Below are 18,405 nucleotides of genomic sequence, written 5' to 3' on the forward strand. Positions count from 1 at the left end.
ACGGGGCGGCAGTGCCGCTCGCTGCGAAGAGGGGACAGGGAAGGCAGAGGGGACGACGGGAGGCATCAGACCCGGCCGAGTTCGTCCGGGTCGGCGCTGCCGTCGAGCACGGCGTCGAGCACCGCGGCGTAGGCACCGGCATCGAAGACGGCGGCGGGAGGCCCGGCTTCGGGGGCGTCGGCGGCGAACTGCCCGCCGGGGGCTGCCACTTCGGGACCTGCGCCGTCGGGCGGCGAGTCTCCGGGTCGCGAGTCTTCAGGCCGCGAGTCTTCGGGGTCCGTGCCGGAAGCAGCGGCATCGGAGGGCGGCAGCGATCCGGTGCCGTCCACCGGCACCCAGTAGCGCCTGCGCGCGAAGGGATACACGGGAAGCCGCACGGTGCGGCGCTCCCCCGCCGGGTGCAGCGACCGCCAGTCGACGAGCGCTCCTTCGCACCACAGCTCGGTGGCCTCGTCGAGCCGACCCTCCCCCAGCGCACGGGTCACCCGCGGGTCCTGCGCCCCGTCGCGCCGTACCCCCGCGCCGCGTGAGCGCCTCAGCGTGCCGGTGTGCCAGCCGCCGGGCTCCTCGCCCTTGAGGAAGCGGTCCAGTACGTCGAGCACGCCCCCGGTGTCCTCGGCCACGAAGCCGAGGCGCGACTCCATCGCCTCCCTGCCGTTCTGGAGGGTGAAGGCCAGATCCGCCAACTCGGGCGCACTGTCGTCCGCATGCCGCCGCCGCAGGAAGTCCCTGAGGCGCTCGGCCGAGATCCGCAGCCGCTCGCCGTCGCGGGCGGAGAGGACCACGGCCTGCGGCCCGTGCACGCGTCGCGCCGAGAACGGCGAACCGTACGGCGGCGCGGCCTCCAGCACGACGTGGGCGTTGGCCCCGCCGAAGCCGAAGCTGCTCACGCCCGCACGCAGCGGCCACGGCCGCCCGTCGGCATCGAGCCGCGGCTCCCAGCGGCGCACCTCGCGCACCACCTCGAACTCGCCGCCGGACAGGGGCAGATGGGGGTTGAGCCGGTCGCAGTGCAGGGTGGGCGGAAGTTCGCCGTGGCGCATGGCCAGCAGCACCTTGACGACTCCGGCCAGCCCGGCCGCGGACTCCGCGTGCCCGATGTTCGTCTTCACCGAGCCCAGGGCGACGGGTGCGGTGCCGCTCTCCGTACGCCCCGTACGGCCCGTGCGACCCGTGCGACCGTGGCCCGTGCGTCCGTGTGCCGAACGCAGCGCGCGGTAGGCGCTGTCGAGGGCGCCGATCTCCACCGGGTCGCCCAGGCTGGTGCCGGTGCCGTGTGCCTCGACGTAGCCGACGCTGTCGGGGTCGGTGCCGCGCATGGCGTCCTGGATGAGCGCCGTCTGCGCGTTGGCGTTGGGCGCGGTGAGCGAACCGGCGCGGCCGCCGTGGTTCTCGGCGCTGCCGCGTACGACGCCCCAGATCGTGTCGCCGTCGGCCACCGCCTTCGCCAGCGGCTTCAGCAGCACCACGGCGACGCCCTCGGAACGTACGTAGCCGTCCGCGTCGGCGGAGAATGTCTTGCAGCGGCCGTCGGGGCTGAGCATGCCCGCCATGTGCGTCGCGGCGAAGGTGTCGATGCTCAGCAGCAGATTGACGCCCCCCGCCAGGGCCATGTCGCAGCGGCCCGCCCTGATGCTCTCGACCGCGCGGTGCAGCGCGACCAGCGAGCTGGAGCAGGCGGTGTCGACCGGTTCGCTGGGGCCGTGCACGTCGAGGACGAAGGAGATCCGGTTGGCCAGCATCGAGTGGGCGTTGCCGGTGGCGGTGAAGCCGTCGGGCGCCACTCCGCTGGCGTTGAGCAGATGGTGGTAGTCGTGGCCGGAGACGCCGAACCAGACGCCGGTGTTCTCCGGCAGCCGTGCGGGGGCGTAGCCCCCGTCCTCCAGCGCCGCCCATACGGTCTCCAGCGCCAGCCGGTGCTGGGGGTCCATCAGTTCGGCCTCCAGCCGGGACAGGCTGAAGAAGTCCGCGTCGAACTGATCGACGTCGTCGAGGCGACCGGCGAATTTCGGGAAGTCCGAGCGGGCCACGACTTCGGCGTAGTGCCCGTCGAAGCGGTCGCCGGGGTAGTCGCCGACCAGGTCGTCCCCGGCGCGCAGCCGCTGCCAGAACGCGTCGACGTCCGGCGCCCCGGGGAACTTCCCCGCCACGCCGACGACGGCCACGGCCCCTCCGAACTCCGCGTCGGCCCCCGGCTCCGGCCCTGCCTCTGCCGCTACGGGCTCAGGCCCACGCAGGGGCGACGCCTCCAGGCGCCCGCTCCCGACTTCGGCACCGGCTTCGTCTTCGGCGCCGCGCAGGGCGCGGGCCGTGCCCTCCGCGTCGTACTGGTCGCGAAGGTGCTCGGCGAGGCTGCGGATGTCGGGGCACTCGAAGAAGACGACCGGGCTGATGTCCGTGCCGAGAAGGCCGTTGACCTCCGCGGCCAGCCGCGCCAGCGCGATGGACTCGAAGCCGTATGCGTGAAAGTGGGTGTCGGCGTCGATCTCGTCCAGTTCGAACTTGAGCAGATCGGCGACCGTCTCCCGCAGTACCGCGATGAGCGCGCTCCCGGACTCCCCGTCTTCCGGTTCCGCGTTCTGTGCGAACTTCCGTGCCGATGGCGTCAGTTCAGGTGCCGGTGCCGCAACGGCCGCCGTCCGCACCGCCCCTGGCAGGGCGATCCGCGCCTGTGCCGCGCCGCCGTCCAGCGACCTCGGCAGCGCCCCGGCGGTGAACTCCGCGTCCTCGACCGCGCCCAGCACCCTTCCGTCCCCGTCCAGGAACGTCACACGGAACACCGACGCCCCCGTGCGTTCCAGTACGAGTACGCGGGTGCCGGCGAACCGCTCGCCGTGCACGGAGGCGACGCGCACGGCCGTGGCCTCCGCATGGCCCGTCGCGTGCTGCACGCCCTGCACCAGCCCGGCGAGCACCCATGCGGGGATGAGCACGTTGCGCTTGTGCGGGTCCTGGCACATGGGCGGTTCGGCGACATGTACGAGCAGCCGCCGCTCCCCGGCCTCCGTCACACCGGTGACGCTGCGCGCATACGGGCGGGCGTCGATGCCCGCGTCAGCGAGCGAGGCGTAGAAGGTGTCGCCGTCGAGCGTCACTGCCGCGCGGGGCGCCGGCCCCGACTCGCCGTCGGCGACGAGCCGTTGGTCCCCGGAGGTCACCTCTCCCGCGTCGGCCTCCACCCCGGCGGAGAAGTGCAGCGTGCCCCGCGCGGCGTGCCACAGCTCCACGCGGTGGGAGCCGTCGCCCGACGCGGCGAGCCGCCACTCGAAGACCTCCGTGGCGTCGGCGGGCGAGGGGAGTCGCGCCCACCGTGCGTCGCGCAGGCGCAGCGCCCCGTCCAGACCGGCCAGCCGGGCGAACGCCAGCGCGCCGTCCACCAGGGCCACGGTCGCGAAGCGGCGTGTGCGGCCCGACGTATAGACGTAGTCGAGGAGTTCGTCACCGGTCAGCTCAAGGGCGAAGCGCACCCCGTGCAGATCGGAGCGGTTGACGCCGACCCAGGGGTGTGACCGCCGCGTGAAGGCCAGGGGCCGCAGCACGCTGGGAGCGTCGTCGAACCCGGGGTACCAGCAGCGCACCTTCTCGAAGGGATACGCGGGCAGCGACACCTTCGCCGGGCGGGTCCCCTGCGGCCACAGCCGGTCCCAGTCCAGCGAGGCCCCGGCGACCCAGTGCGCGGCCAGCGCCTCCAAGTCCCTGTCGGCGAGGGCCCGTTCGACGTCTGCGGCCTCGACCCTGCGCCGCTGCTTCAGCGTGCTCTCGGTGAAGCGCACCTCGTCGGGGAGCGCCGCGGGGCGAGCCGTGAAGTCGACGGCCGCCAGCGCGGCGATACGGGCCTCCGCGTCGGCGGTGTCACGCGCCACGAAGGCGACCCGGCACGGCAGTTCGTTCTTGCCGGTCTGGAGGGTGTAGGCGAGGGCGTTCAGCCCCGGTGCCTCCTGCGCTACGTAGCGGCGGGCGTCCCGCAGCACCTTGGACATGGCCTGCGGGGTCATCGCGGAGAAGACCAGAAGCTGCGAACCGCCCCTGTCTTCGGCCGAGTTCACGGCGCCGTCGAACTCCTCGACGACCACGTGCACGTTGATGCCGCCCGCGCCGATCGAGGTGACTCCAGCGCGCCGCGGCACCTCTTCGCCGCGTACCGACGGCCGCCGCCACTCGGCTCGTTCACGCTGCACCACGAAGGGCGTGGACGCGAAGTCGATCGCTGGGCTGAGGGTTTCGGAGTGCAGCGAAGGCGCAAGCGTCCGGTGCTGAAGCTGTAGCAGCACCTTCGTCAGGCCGACGATGCCCGAACCGGACAGCAGATGCGCCACGTTGGACTTGACGGACCCGATGGCGCAGTAGCCCGTGTCCTCGGTGTCGCGGCCGAACGCGAGGCTCGCGCCCTTGATCTCGATGGGGTCGCCCAGCGACGTGGCCGAGCCGTGGCCCTCCAGATAGCTGACGGTGCGCGCGTCGACGCCCGCGTCGTCCAGCGCCTTCTCTATCGCCCGTGCCTGCTGCTGCGGGCTGGGCACCGTGAAGCCGTTGCGTACACCGGCGTTGGTCATGCCGCTGCCCTTGATGACGCCGTAGACGTGGTCGCCGTCCTCGACGGCCTCGGCGAGCGGCTTGAGCACCAGCGTGCCCACGCCCTCACCGAGGATCGTGCCGTCCGCCCCGAGCCCGTAACTGCGCACCACATCCGCCGACTTGGTGGTGAAGTGCGCCTGCGAGGTGGCGATGAGGTCGTACGGGTGCAGCATCAGGTTGATGCCGCCGACGACGACCATGCGGCACTCGCCGCCGCGCAGCATCCTCAACGCCTGGTGCACGCACGCGGACGACGACGAGCACATGGTGTCGACGAACATCGAAGGCCCGGTGAACCCGTAGTGATACGAGAGCATGTTGGCCATCACGCCGACCTCGCTGCCGCTCGTCGCGGTGCCGCGCATCAGCATGTTCTCGAAGCCGTAGTAGGCGTAGCTGTTGTTCATCGAGCCGACGAGCACGCCGACGTCGCCCTCATAGCGGCGGCGCAGCGTCTCCTTCGAGTAGCCCGCGTCCTCCAGGGCCGTCACTCCCGCCTGGAGGAACAACCGCACTTCGGGCGAGAGCAGTTCGGCGTCGCGCTGGGAGATGCTGAAGTAGCGCGGGTCGAAGGCGTCGACGTCGCGGAGGAACGTGCCGGTGCGCACCGTCGTCTTGCCCTGCACGTCGCGTTCGTCGAAGTAGAGGTCGCTGTGCCGCCAGCGCCACGCGGGGACGGGCTCGAAGCTGTGCCGCCCCTCGCTGAGCAGCTCCCAGAACTCCTCCAGGGTGTCGGCGCCCGGGTAGCGGCCCGCCATGCCGATCACGGCGATGTCGCCGCGTACTGCGGGCTGCCGGCGCGGCGCCGGTCGCGGTGTCACCGTCGCGGCGCCGGTGCGCGGGTGTGCGAGGGCCGTCTCCGACTCGGCCGGTACGGCGGGCACTTCGGGTACGGGAGCGGGGGAGACGGCCGGGGCCTGGGCGACGGCGCGCGATTCGATTTCGGCGGGCACCCCGGAGACGGCGGACGCATCGGAGACGGCTGGGTCATCGGATGCCGCGGGCGCGAAGAGTCCGAGGAGCCTGTCGCGGTGTTCGGCCACGAAGTACTCCGCCACGCCCTTCAGATCGACGTACTCGAAGAAGAGCGTCTTCGGCAGCGACCCGAAGGTGTCCTCCAGCCTGCTCGTCAGATCGACGATGGAGATCGAGTCGATGCCGTACGTCTCCAGCTTCTCCTCGGCATGGATCTGCTCGGGGTCCTGGAGGGTGACCTCGGCGAACTGCTCACGCAGCAAGTCCTGTGTCCTGATGAGGAGTTCGGCGTCGTCCAGCTCGGCACGCGCCTCGCCCGCAGCGCCGGACCGCGGTGACGCGGGGCCGCCCGCTGCCGCCTCGGCGGGCGCAGGCCGCTCCAGCCCCGCGTATACGCGCAGCGCCGGGCGGTCGCCGTAGAGGACCACTCGCCGCACCGGGGAGTCCGTGTGCAGCGCCCGCTCCAGCGCGTCCAGGCCCACGTCGGTCGGCAGCGGCACGGTGCCGGTGCGCTTGCGCAGATAGGCCAGGCTCGCGTCGTCGACGCGCATGCCGCCCTCCGCCCACAGCGGCCAGTCGACGGCACGGGTGGTCAGGCCGTCCGCCTGCCGCCGCGCGGCGAACGCGTCGAGGTAGGCGTTGGCCGCGGCGTAGTCGCCCTGCGCGGCGTTGCCGAACGCGCCCGCCACCGAGCCGAACACCAGCAGGAAGTCCAGACCGGCCGCGCGGGTGGCGGCGTCGACGCATGTGACGCCGTCCACCTTCGGCGCGAGCACGGCCTCGGTGCCCGCGAGCGGCTTGGTCGCCAGATAGCCGTCGTCGAGTACGCCCGCGGCGTGGAACACCCCGTCGATACGGCCGTGTTCGGCCCGCACGGCGGCGACGAGGGCGTTCACGCTCTCCTGATCGGTGACGTCCGCACGGCGATGGATCAGGGTGCCCCGGGTCAGGCGCGCGGCGAGGGCGTCGGCGGCGGGTGCGCCGGGCGACCGGCCGCTGACCACGACCGTCGCACCGTGGCGCAGACACAGCCGCTCGGCCAGCAGCAGGCCGATCCCACCGGCGCCGCCGGTGATCCAGTAGACGCCGCCCTCCTTGAGCAGACTTTTCCCGCCCGCCGCGCGGGCGCCGGGCGGCGGCAGTTCGGCCGTCTCATGGCGCAGCCGGCGGCCGTCGGCGGTGTGGGCGACCTCGGCGTCAGCGGTGTTCCCGCCGTCCGCCGCGGCTGCCGCTGCCGCCTCCGTGCGTACGGTCTGCTCGAAGCGGGCGGTGTCACGCGGGTCGAAGCCGTCGAGCAGCACGGTCGTGCCGTGGAAGGACGGGTTCTCCTGCCGGGCCGTCTTCAGCAGCGCGGCCAGCGGCGCGAAGACCGGGGAGTCCGGTGCGCCCGGAGCGACGAGCAGAACGCGCCGGGAGGAGCCGAGCAGCCGCCGCACATGCGGATAGCAGGCCGCGAACGCCGCCTTCATGGCCTCCGCGTCGGCCGCGTCCTTCGGCACGTCCAGATGCTCGACGTCAACGCCCAGGCGGGCGGCGCTCGTTGAGACGAGGTCCGCGTCGAGCGCGGCGTTCAGCACGGTCAACGGCACGCCGGTCCCCGCCGGTTCGGGGGCGGGGGCGGCTTCGGGAGCGGGAGCCGGGCCGGGAGCGGGTACGGGGGCAGGCGTCCAGACGCCGGTGACCTCAAGGAGTCCGGCCCCAGGCGCGGATGAGGGCGCGGACGTCCCCTCCTCGTTCGTCCCGGCCGTGGACGGCAGCTCCCGCGAGGTGTAGCCGGTGAGACGCACGCACAACCGCCCCTGCTCGTCGAGCAGATCGATGTCGGCCGCACCCGTACGCCCGCCGACGGCGGGCCGCAGCCACGCCCAAGTCGTGTCCGTGGTCGGCGCGTACGCGGTCAGGCCGTCCAGCGCGAACGGCACCGCGGGCGCGGACGGCCTGCGCCAGTCGCCGTCGTCCGTACCGAGTGCGAGGACTGCCAGCAGCGCGCTGTCCAGGACTGCGGGCTGTAGGGCCAGGCCGGTCGACGACTCGGCGGGCAGGCGCAGTTCGGCCAGCAGCGAGCCGGGAGCGGCATGCAGCGCACGCAGTGCACGCAGCGCCGGGCCGTGCTCGATGCCGCTGGCCTGGAGCGCCGCGTATCCCGCGTCGGTGCCGACGCTACGGGTGTGCTGTTCGCGAAGCGCCACGAGGCCGGGGGTGTCCGGAGCGGGAGCGGCGCTGTACTCGACGCGGCCACTGCTGTACGGCGTGCCCTGCGCGTCGGTGATCGCGTAGTCGTAGCCGCCGTCGTCTCCGCTGCCGGACGCGGTCAGCCGCAGCCGGGCGTCGAGTCCGCCGTCGCCGACGCGCAACGGCCGTACCCAGACGGCGTTACGGATGTGCGGGGCAGCGCCGGTACGGGCACCGGCCACGGCGGGCCGCCGTGCGGCCGCCGTCACCGCCTCCAGCGCCACCACGCCGGGGACGATCCGGGCCCCCTCGACCAGGTGGTCGCGTACGAAGGGGTCGGTGGGCTCGAAGCGCAGCGGGAAGGACCAGCCCTCCGCTTTCCCGTACTCGCCTCCGGTCCCCTTCTTCGCTGTCTCGTTCTCCGCTGTCCCGGTCTCCGCCTTCTCGCGAACTCCCTCACCGAGCAGCCCGTCGGCCACGGGCCCGTTCGCCGCCTCGGCTTCCGGTGCCCGTTCCGGTTCCGGCTGCGAGGCCGATCCCCGCTGCGGCTCCCGCTTCCGCAGCGGCTCCCGCTTCGGCTGTGCGTCCGGCCGGAACCAGTGCGGCGTCCGCGCGAACACCTGGCCCGGCAGGTGCACCCGCCGCCCGCCGCTGGGCCACTGCGACCAGTCGACGGGCAGGCCCCTCGTCCAGGCCGAGGCGAACTTCTCCTCCTCGCCCCGCTCCAGCCACCGCGCGACCAGTGCCTCGACGTCGTCGGCGTCCAGGCCGTCTCCGGCCCCGTCCTCCGCCCGGCCGCGCAGAGCGCCCGCCGGCGGCTTCTCCCCCGCGGCGAAGGCCGCGAGTTGCTCCGTCCACTCCTCGACGCTCGCCGCGCGGAAGACGATCCGCTCCCGCATCGGCACCCGCCCCTCGCGCAGCGTGCACGCGATGTCGGCCGTCGTCGGCGCGGAGCCCTCAGCGGTACGGGCACGCGCCCAGTCGGCGAGGGCGCGGCACTGCTCGCGCAGCCGCTCCTCGTCCGCGGCGGAGACCGGCAGCCGCACGGGCTGCCCGGCCTCATCCTCGGCATCCGCGCCTTCCGCCTTCTCGGCTGCCTGGGCCGCCTCGGCCGCCTCCAGTACGACATGGGCGTTGGTGCCGCCGAACCCGAAGGAGCTGACTCCCGCGCGCAGCGTCCCGGCGTCGCCCGGTTCCCAGTCGGTGAGCCGGTCGACCACGTACAGGGGGCTGCCGTCGAGCGTGATGAGCGGGTTGAGGCGGCGGAAGTTGACCGTCGCGGGCAGCTTTCGGTGGCGCATCGCCAGGATCACCTTGAGCATTCCCGCGATGCCCGCGGCGCCCTCCAGATGACCGATGTTGGTCTTCACGGAGCCGATCCCGCAGCGGTGCCCTGACACCTCCGGAGGTCCTGAGGCGTCCCGCTGACCCGACGCCTCCCCCGCCCCGTTCCCGCTCGGCTCCCGCTTCCGGGGGTTCTCCCCGCTCAGCTCAGCGAACGCCTTCTTCAGGCCGCTGATCTCGATGGGGTCCCCCACGGGTGTGCCTGGCCCATGGGTCTCGATGTAGGAGACGGTCCCGGGGTCGATACCGGCGCGCCGGTAGACGCCGGTGATCAGGTCGGCCTGCGCCGCGGGGTTGGTGACCGTGAGCGAACTGGTCCGCCCCCCGTGGTTGCTGCCGACGCCCTTGATCAGCGCGTGTACGGGGTCGCCGTCGCGGCGGGCGTCCGCCGCACGCTTCAGCAGGACGACGCCGCCGCCCTCGCCCCGTACGTAACCGTTGGCCTCGGCGTCGAACGCGCGGCACAGCCCGTCCGGCGAGAGCATGCCCGCCTTGGCGAAGGCGATGAAGTGCCGTGGCGACCAGGCGAGGTTGACGCCTCCGGCCAGCGCGTGGTCGCAGTCCCCGGCTTGCAGTGCCTGGACGGCCTGCTGCACCGCCACCAGCGAACTGGCGCACGCAGTGTCGTTGACGACGCTCGGCCCGCGGAAGTCGAAGTGGTGGGAGACGCGGTTGGCGATGATCGCGTAGGCCGTGCCGGTCGGGTAGTAGGCGTCGACCTCCTCGACTTCCTTCTCGATCAGCTCGGCGTAGTCCCAGTGGCACACGCCCATGAAGACGCCGGTGCGCGAGCCCGCGGCCCGGTCCGCCCGGTAACCGGCGTCCTCCAGCGCGTGCCAGCTCAGCTCCAGCGCCAGCCGCTGCTGCGGGTCCATCGAACGTGCCTCGCGCGGCGACACATGGAAGAACTCGGCGTCGAAGCAGTCGATGTCGTCTACGAAACCGCCCCACACGCTGTTGGTCTTGTTGAACTCACGGCGCGGGTGGCCGAGATGGTCCTCTCTGCGCCAGCGCCGCTCGGGCACCTCGCTGATCAGCGAGCGGCCAGCGGCAAGGTGCTCCCAGAACTCCTCGGGGCCGCGGGACCCGGGCAGCCGCAGGGACAGGCCCACGACAGCGATGTCACCGTCCGCGGGGCCGCCGGCCGGGTCGTGCGCTGGGCCCTCGACCGGGCCGCCCAGGGGACCGTCGGCGTGGACGCCGGCTTCTTCCTTCATCGCGGGATCTCCGTCCTAGGCCGGCAGCGCGGAGCTGCGCCGGTCGACGACGTACAGGGGGACAGCGAGCGGGGCCCGGCGCAGGGCGTTGCCCCGCACGTACCAGTGGTGCAGCCAGACCGTGGAGGCCAGCAGCACGAACGCCTGGTTCTCCTTGGTGCCGATCCGCTCGGGAGGGCTGTCGAAGACCCGGTCGGTGAAGCGCCTCACGAAGCGCGCGTCGAGCACGCCGATGTCGTCGAGGGTGCCGGGGTCGGTCAGCAGGTCGCGGTAGTCGGGACGTGACCGCACGAACGCGGCGCTGTCCGGTGCGCGATAGGGGAACTTGCCCTTGCGGACGATGCGTTCGGGGAGCACGTCCTCGTATGCGCGCTTCAGCAGGTACTTCTCGTCGAAGGGGTCGCCGAAGCGCAGATTGACCGTCGCGGCGCTGCGCACCACCGCCGGGTCGAGGAACGGGCAGCGGTTCTCCACGCCGTGCGCCAGCGCCATCCGCTCGCCCTGGGTGGAGAGCAGATAGCCGCTCAGCAGCGTCTTGAACTCCAGCCACTGCGCCTTCTGCACGGGGGTCAGTTCCGCGAAGCCGGGCTCCTGCGCGACGAGTTGCCTGACCGCGGCGAAGGGGTCGCCCGCGTCCTTGAGCAGCCGTACGGCGAACCTGCCGTTCTGGAACCGCATCTGGTGCGAGAAGAGACCGGGCATGGTCTCCTCCGCGAACTGCCGGTACAGGCCCAGCATCCGGCGGTGCTCGTCCTCGCCGCTGAAGTGGCTCAGATACGGATAGAGCTGCGCCATGCGCTTCATGCGGGTCTCGTCGTCCAGCTCGTGCCACTTCGACAGAAGCTGTACGTCCTTGAACACGCCGTAGCCGAGGAAGGCTTCGTCGGCGCCCTCGCCGCTGAGCACGACCTTGATGCCTTCGCTGCGCACGTGCTGCGCCAGCAGGTACATGGGGACGAACGCGGTGCGGAAGACGGGCACTTCGGCGTGGAGGACGGCCTCGGGGAAGGTCTCGACGACATCGCTGTCGGAGACGCGCACGGTGGAGTGGTGCGTCCCCAAGTGCTTGGTGAGTTCCTCCTGTTCGGCGGACTCGTCGAACTGGGCGTCCTCGAACTCGATGGAGAAGGTGCGCGGCGGCAGTCCGGCCCGCTCCTTGGTGAGGTGCGCGATGATCGAGGAGTCCAGCCCGCCCGAGGCGTAGACGCCGACCTCGACGTCGCTGCGCAGCCGCACGTCCACGGCCGACTCCAGCTCGGCGCGGACCAGTTCGACGGCCTCTTCCTCGGTGGCGGGCGGCGTTCCTCCGGCCAGATCGAGCGCCGCCCAACGGCCGCGCTCGGTCTCCTCGCCACGGATCGTCAGATACTCGCCCATGGGGAGCTGTTCGATGCCGCGGTATCCGCTGTGTGCGGGCAGCGGCGTCCAGGTGGCGAACGCCGAGGCGAGCTGCTGTGCGTCGAAGTCGAACTCGAAACCGGGGTAGGCGAGGAACGCCTTCATCTCGGACGCGAAGAGCCAGGCACCCTCGTGGCGTGCCACGTAGAGCGGCCGTTTGCCGAACCGGTCTCGTGCGAGGTGCAGTTCACCGGTCGAGGTGTCGTAGAGGGCGAACGCGAAGGCCCCGTTGAAGCGTTCGAGGCACGACCGCCCCCAGGTCGCCCAGGCCGTCAGTACGACCTCGGTGTCGGACTCCGTACGGAACGCCACTCCGCGGCGCGTCAACTCGGCCCGCAGTTCCCGGTAGTTGTACAGCTCGCCGTTGTAGCAGAGCCAGTAGCGGCCGTCGGGGGTGCCGATGGGCTGGGACCCCGAGGAGAGGTCGATGATGCTCAGGCGCACCGTGCCCATGGCGGTCCGGTCGTCGAGGAAGCAGCCCGCCTCGTCGGGGCCCCGGTGCTCGATCTGCGCGAGCATGCCGTCGATCAGTTCGCGATAGCCCTGCGCGGGCAGGGGACTTCGGTGGAAACCCGCTATTCCGCACACCGGCTTACCTGCTCTCGGCGGTCTGCCGGCGTGCCGACGCCACGAAGTCGACGATGCCGGACAGCGACGCGGAGACGTTGCCGAGCAGTGCATCCTCGCCGAACTTCACGCCGTACTCCCGCTCGATGTGCGCCATCAGCGAGATGTAGCCGAACGAGTCGAGCACACCCGCCTTGAACAGGTCGGAGTCCTCGGTGATCTCCGAGTCGAACTCGAACATGAACTGCTCTTCCATGTACTTCTTGAGTTCCGCGTACTGCTCGGATTCCTGCTTCATGGCGTACCTCGTCTCGTTACGGGTCTCGTTCGGGCTCGGGAAGCCGGCACGGCGAATGGAAAGGGGTGGCCGGGCCGGATGCGCGTCCTCTTCGACGCCGCGTGTGACGCGTCCTCTTACGGTCGTTCCGTGTGCGGTCGGTTCCGTTCCTTCCGGATCAGCAGGCGGCCAGCCCGGAGGTGATGACGCGTCCGATGCCGGGCCAGTGAGCCCGGATGAAGAAGTGGTCTCCCGCGAAGCGGTGCCGGGTCAGGGGCGCGGTGGTCTCCCGCTGCCATGCTTCGACGTCCGCGTCGGTCAGCCCCTCCGCGTCGCCGGTCATCGCGGTGACGGGGCAGTCCAGCGGCGCGGAGGGCGTGTACGTGCAGGACCCCAGGACGGTGAAGTCGGCACGCAGCACACGCTCGAAGAAGGTCTTGAGGTCCTCGTACTCGAACAACTCGTCCGGGACGCCCCCGAGTTCTCTCAGGTGCTTCCAGAAAGCGTCGGTCGGCAGGTCCGAGGTGTACCGCTCACGGCTGGGCAGCGAAGGGACGGCTGGGCAGCGAAGGGCCGCACTCGCCGGAGACGAACAGGTGCCGCGGCCCCGGCAGGCCCTCCTCGCGCAGCCGCTGCGCGAGCAGATGGACCAGCCGTGCGCCGAGGCTGTGCCCGTAGAGCGCGTACGGTGCGTCGCCCCCGTCGATACGGCCCCGTATCCGCGCCAGCATGTCCTCGACCAGGGGCCCGGGTTCGGTCAGCAGCGGCTCGGAGACCCGCTTGCCTCGGCCGGGCCGCTCCAGCGTGACGACGTCGATACCGGGGCAGTGCTCGGCGAGCCCGGCGTAGGAGCGCTCGTCGCCGCCGGCGTAGGCAGCGCAGAAGAGCAGGGGGCGGGGCCGGGGGCCGGGGCGCGCCTCGGGGGCGGCGGCGGGGGCGGCGACCGGTGCGGCGACGGCAACTCTCGCTGGACGTACGGGAGTCGATACCGCGGACGTCGCGGTCCTGGCGGCGGACTCGGCGGCGGGCTCGGCGGGATCTGCGGAGGCGGCCCGATTCCCGGACACGGACGCGCTCGCAGACACGGCCGGACTTGCCGGCGCCTGGTCGATCTGGTGCAGCATCCGCGTCAGCACGGTGCCGGGCCCGACCTCTCTGCCGTTCGCGGCGGGGGTCCTCGCAAGCGTGCGGCGGACGCTCTCCAGCCATCGCACCGGCCCGTAGATCTGCTCGCTCAGCGTGCCCGCGATGTCGTCGCCGTAGGGCCGCGCGGTCACGTTGGCGATCACCGTCGCCCGCAGGGGGTTGAAGCGGAACCCCTTGAGGAAGGCCCGGAACTCGTCACCGGCGGGCTTCATCAGCCGGGAGTGGAACGCGGCGGACACCTTCAGCCGCACGCTGCGCACCCGGCGCTCCGTGAACATCCGCTCCGCCCGCTCGATCTCCTCGCCGGGCCCCGAAAGCACCGTCTGCGTGGGGGTGTTGACGTTGGCGACGTCGAGCTGCTCCAGGCCCTCCTCGGCGAGCACCTGCCGTAACTCGTCCTCGCCGGGCCCGAGCACGGCCAGCATTCCGCCCTGCCGTGCCTGCGCCATCAGCTCACCGCGCTTGATCACGAGCCGCAGCCCGGTCTCGAAGTCGAAGGCGCCCGCCGCGAGCAGCGCGTTGTACTCGCCCAGGCTGTGCCCGAGCAGACAGCCGCCCTCAGGCGCCCCGTCCTCCACGGACTCCCGGTACGCGAGGGCGTTGACGGTGTAGAGGGCGGGCTGGGTGTAGCGCGTGTCGTCGAGCAGGCCGTCCGGATCGTCCAGGCACAGCCTGCGCAGGTCGTATCCGAGGACGTCGCCGGCCGTGGACACCGTCTCGGGGTACCGATCGAAAAGGGCCTTTCCCATGCCTCTCGTCTGGGAGCCCTGCCCGGGAAAGAGTACGAAACAGTCCAAGCCTTTTGACGTGACCATCGACATACCGAATCCGTACTCCGATAAATGGCTTCGCCGGGGATCAGAAGATTGAACGGGAAGCTCACACGGAATGCGGGAACCGACCGTCGACCAGAACGTAACACGAGGAGTCCGATCCAATTGCAGTTCCGCCCACAAGGAGTGCACCTGAGAGGACGGCGGATCTCGAACGCCTGACGGGAGTGTAGGCGGCAACCCCCGCAACCCGCAATCGCGGATTGTCCGCACGGAACGTCTCAAGGGATGGACAGAATCCCCTTCAACCGGCTCGGGAGCCATGGACTTGTCAACGCGCGGAGAGCCCCGCAGAGACCCCCTCTTCGCAGGTCAGAGAATTGTCATTACAAGGTCTAGCCCAGGAAGGGAGTCTCAGGCGAACCTCAAATCATCCACCGCGACACCGCCCGGCGACCGCAACCCGCAGAAGTGCTCAGGAATGCTCAAAGTCTGAGCCGCCATAAACGACGCCTACGGAAAGGTTAAGAGAGCCTTAAAATTCCGAGGGCGCGCAAAACCACGCACATCGAGAACAGACGGCCCGCACGCCGAACCACCGAACACCCGGACAGATCCCCTGCCGTTCGGGACAGATCCGGCACCTCGACCACGGCTATCCCCGCACAACCCAGACATTTCCCGGCGTGAATACAGAATAGAACTCGACGGTAACCTTAATATTGGCATGAGCACGCCGCAAAATGCTGTCCCGTCGGTTTTCGCGTTGCTCACAAGAATTCCGTGAGCATGACCACAATCCGGCCCTCGCCCGTCCCCGGCGGCAGTGCCGGGGGACCCGGCGGGACGCGCTCCTCCACAACCATGCGCGGCAGTACGGGAGTTCGCACGGGGACGCATGGCGGGCGGGGGCGGCTGCCCGCCGCCCCCGCCCTGTTCACTGTGGTTCTGCCCGGTGCTACTCCGTCATCCTGAAGTCGACCCGGGCGGGATCGGCGCCGCCGACGGTGAACTGGATGCTGGGGATCTCGCCCACGGTGAGGCCCTCCGTGTAGATGGGAGCCTCGACCCGCGCCGACTCGCCCTGGTCCAGGTCGAGATCGACCTCGCACTCCGCCGTGTAGGAGACCTGCTTGACCACGCAGGGGAACGGCTCCTTCGATCCGTTCTCGCGCTGGACCACGACCGTCTGGTCCTTGTAGAACTTCACGCCCTTCGGGCCCGGCTTGAGAGCGACCGTCAGCTTGCCGACGTGCCCGCCGGCGTCGTTGACGACGTCGACGGCGGGCCGCGCGGGTCCGTTGACCTTCGCCGAGTACGGGGTCACGGGCTTCACCGTGGGCTTGACCACCGGCGGCGGAGGCGGCGGCGTGGGCGTGAGTTCACCGGAGAAGTCCCAGCGGGAGCTGGAGTCGGTGGAGGACGTGAGACCCAGCTTCTCCCACGACCCCTGCGAGGTGACGGGGGCGAGATGCTTGCCCGGTTCGTTGCGGGGGCTGATGGTCACGCCCTTGCCGCCCCCGGCTGCGGGCTCCACGATCCAGTCCTGGACGCTGGAGTCGTCACAGCTCCGGAAACTCGTCGGGAATGTGGTGTTGTACGGGCTCGGGACATTGCTCAGGCACCAGTCACGCCCCAGGGAGTCGGCGAGCTTGAGATGGCGGTACTTGCCGCCTTCCTGCGATTCGAGCGTCCAGTTGAGGTTCTTGAACCCCCACCAGATCGCCTTGTCGATCGTGATTCCCGCTCGGCCGGCGCCGGGCACGTCCTGGTAGGCCGCCATCTTCTGGCCGTTCTTCTGGTTGGTGAGCGTGCCGGTCGGCGACGAGGAGCTGTCCGCGGCGGCCGGGGTGCTCCCGAGCGCCAGTGCACCGAGCATGCTCGTGGCCACAGCGAGGGCGGCTACTGCCGTACGGGCGAGTCCTGCGGGCCGTACTGCTCTGCTCTTCGTCCAGCGGCGCTGGTCGATGGTTTCCATGTGTCCGCCTTTCACGGCGAGTTCGTTGTCTGTCGCTGCGCGGCCGGAGTCCGGTCTCCGCGCTCTTCAAGGGGATTCACCGGCGGCGGGCGGCCGATGTGTGACGGCGGGGTTCTTTGGCCAGGTCGGCCTACGTCCGGAACAGGAACGGCACAGTTCCGGGAGAGGCCCGGGAGAGGTAAGGCAGAGGTACGGCAGAGTCCGGACGGGGTGGAGCGTCTCGCCCCCCCGGGGGCCGCGTCCGCTGCCCGGTGCGTACTCCCTCACGGGGCAACTGGCTCCCGGGAACGAAGAGTCGACGTCGTAGATCCCTGAACACACGAAAGAACACGACAGCCGGACCCGGCGCTCTCGTCGCTCCGGGTCCGGCGAGCCGTGCTCCACCGCGCCTCGTCCAGGCAGGCGCCCTCGGGTCTCAGGCGCCGCGCCTCCTGGGAGTCGTCCAGGGAGAGTCCGCGCGACTGAGGATGAGAGCGAACTCCGCCCGCATCCGGTCGAAGGGCTTGTACGGGTCGAGTCCCGTCAACTTCCGGATGGCGCGCAGCCGGTAGGTGCAGGTGTGCCGGTGCACGTACATGCTGCGCGCGGTCGCGGTGACGCAGAGGTTGTGGGCCAGGAAGGCGGCCAGGGTGTCCAGCAGATGGCGACAGCTGCTGTCGGTCACCAGGGGGCCCAGGCAGGCCTTGACGAAGGCGGCCCGGTCGTCCGGCGGCATGTCGAGCGCGGCGATCAGCGGGAGTCCTTGCCGGGTGTCGAAGGGTGCACCGTAGTGGCGTGCGACGACGGCGGCGAGGGCGGCCCGCCGTGCGGCGCGCGAGGTGTCGCCGTCCTCCACCACGACCAGTGCGTACGTACCCAGGACTTCGGGTGAGCGGGGACGTTCCCGTGTGAAGACGCAGACATGGGTCCCGGTCACGGTGATCAGCGCGTCGGGGTTCGCCCCGCGGAACCGCCGCAGGGCCTCCCTCTCCCCGTCGGCGGCCAGGATCACCGCGAGGCACCAGCGGGGCGCCGGGTGCCGCACGCCGGACGACAGCGACGGTGGCGACGGCGCCAGGGGCGGATGCGACAGCGGTCGTTCATGGACGCGGTCGTGGGAGCCGTGGGCGCGGTCGTCGGCGCGCTCGTGTGCCGTGTCGAGAGCCTTGTCGTGGGCTGCGTCGTGGGCCGTGTCGTGGGCCGTGTCGTGGGAGCGGGCCGTGTCGTAACTCCCGTCGTAGACACGGTCGTTGGACGTACGCGACGCCTCACGGCCCGTACCGACCGTGCCGCCGACCCCACCACCGCCCACACCGCCGGCCGCACCCCCGTGCGCTGCCACGCTCGCCGCCGCCGCGGCCTCCATCCCGCGCCTCAGCGCATGTGTCATGGGCTGCGACGAGGTGGCCGGGGATCTGTCCCGGGTGAGCGTACGGACGTAGGCCCGGTGCAGCAGCAGGCTCTCCTCCGCCGACAGGCCCGCGGCCCGGTGAACGTCGAAGCGCTGTTTGAACCTTGAGCGCAGAGCGGTCGCCGGTACGCGGCCACGGGCGACGGTGAGCCACAGCGTCATGTCGTCCACGGCCACCGTGAGGCTCAGCCGGTCTGCGAAGTGCCGTTGGACGAGGGGCTCGGCCAGAAGTCGGCGAGCCAGCGACTCCGCCCGGCGGTCGCGTCCGTCGTCGACGGCACAGCGCGGAGCGGGCGCGGTGACACGGGCGGGGAGGCCGGAGATCTCAGGCAAGGAAGGATGGTGCACGAACACTCCTGGCTATGGGTAATGCCTCGGTTCAGCGCGCCCTTTACGCATGGCGCTGCCGGGCCTTGACTCAAGCGTGGGAGTGGCGCGTTCTCGCCGACAATCGACAACGTGCATAAAGTCGGCGGCGTTTCCCCGGAAGCGGACGCCATGTTGGACAAAGTCGGCCTTGCGGGTGTGGCGTATCGGCAATCGATGATTGCGGGCACGACGATTTGGGAATCCTCCGCGGCCACCGCGAACGC

The 18,405-nt window shown here is 71.1% G+C and carries 7 protein-coding genes; all 7 read right to left on the reverse strand.

The annotated features are described in order from the left end of the window. Nucleotides 1-65: 65 nt before the first annotated feature. On the reverse strand, nucleotides 66-10,283 hold the full coding sequence (locus MMA15_RS10590; RefSeq protein WP_241058855.1) for an SDR family NAD(P)-dependent oxidoreductase: 10,218 nt from the start codon (nucleotides 10,281-10,283) through the stop codon (nucleotides 66-68). A gap of 15 nt (nucleotides 10,284-10,298) precedes the next feature. Further along, nucleotides 10,299-12,269 (reverse strand): asparagine synthase (glutamine-hydrolyzing), encoded by a 1,971-nt coding sequence (asnB, locus tag MMA15_RS10595; RefSeq protein ID WP_241058856.1) that lies wholly within the window; start codon nucleotides 12,267-12,269, stop codon nucleotides 10,299-10,301. A gap of 4 nt (nucleotides 12,270-12,273) precedes the next feature. Continuing rightward, on the reverse strand, nucleotides 12,274-12,546 hold the full coding sequence (locus MMA15_RS10600) for an acyl carrier protein (RefSeq protein ID WP_241058857.1): 273 nt from the start codon (nucleotides 12,544-12,546) through the stop codon (nucleotides 12,274-12,276). A gap of 157 nt (nucleotides 12,547-12,703) precedes the next feature. Beyond that, a complete protein-coding gene (locus tag MMA15_RS27865) occupies nucleotides 12,704-13,171 on the reverse strand; it encodes a thioesterase II family protein (protein WP_308290612.1) in 468 nt (155 codons plus the stop codon). Further along, nucleotides 13,059-14,768: an ACP S-malonyltransferase gene (gene fabD / locus MMA15_RS10605; protein WP_308290534.1), complete on the reverse strand. Its 1,710-nt coding sequence runs from the start codon at nucleotides 14,766-14,768 to the stop codon at nucleotides 13,059-13,061. Before fabD ends, MMA15_RS27865 begins: the two co-directional genes overlap by 113 nt. A gap of 634 nt (nucleotides 14,769-15,402) precedes the next feature. Next, a complete protein-coding gene (locus tag MMA15_RS10610; protein ID WP_241058858.1) occupies nucleotides 15,403-16,422 on the reverse strand; it encodes a hypothetical protein in 1,020 nt (339 codons plus the stop codon). 415 nt (nucleotides 16,423-16,837) lie between these two features. Then, entirely contained in the window at nucleotides 16,838-18,145 is a 1,308-nt protein-coding gene (locus MMA15_RS10615) for a PucR family transcriptional regulator (protein WP_241058859.1), read from the reverse strand. Nucleotides 18,146-18,405 lie beyond the last annotated feature (260 nt).

The organism is Streptomyces marispadix, from assembly GCF_022524345.1.
Classification (GTDB): Bacteria; Actinomycetota; Actinomycetes; order Streptomycetales; family Streptomycetaceae; genus Streptomyces; species Streptomyces marispadix.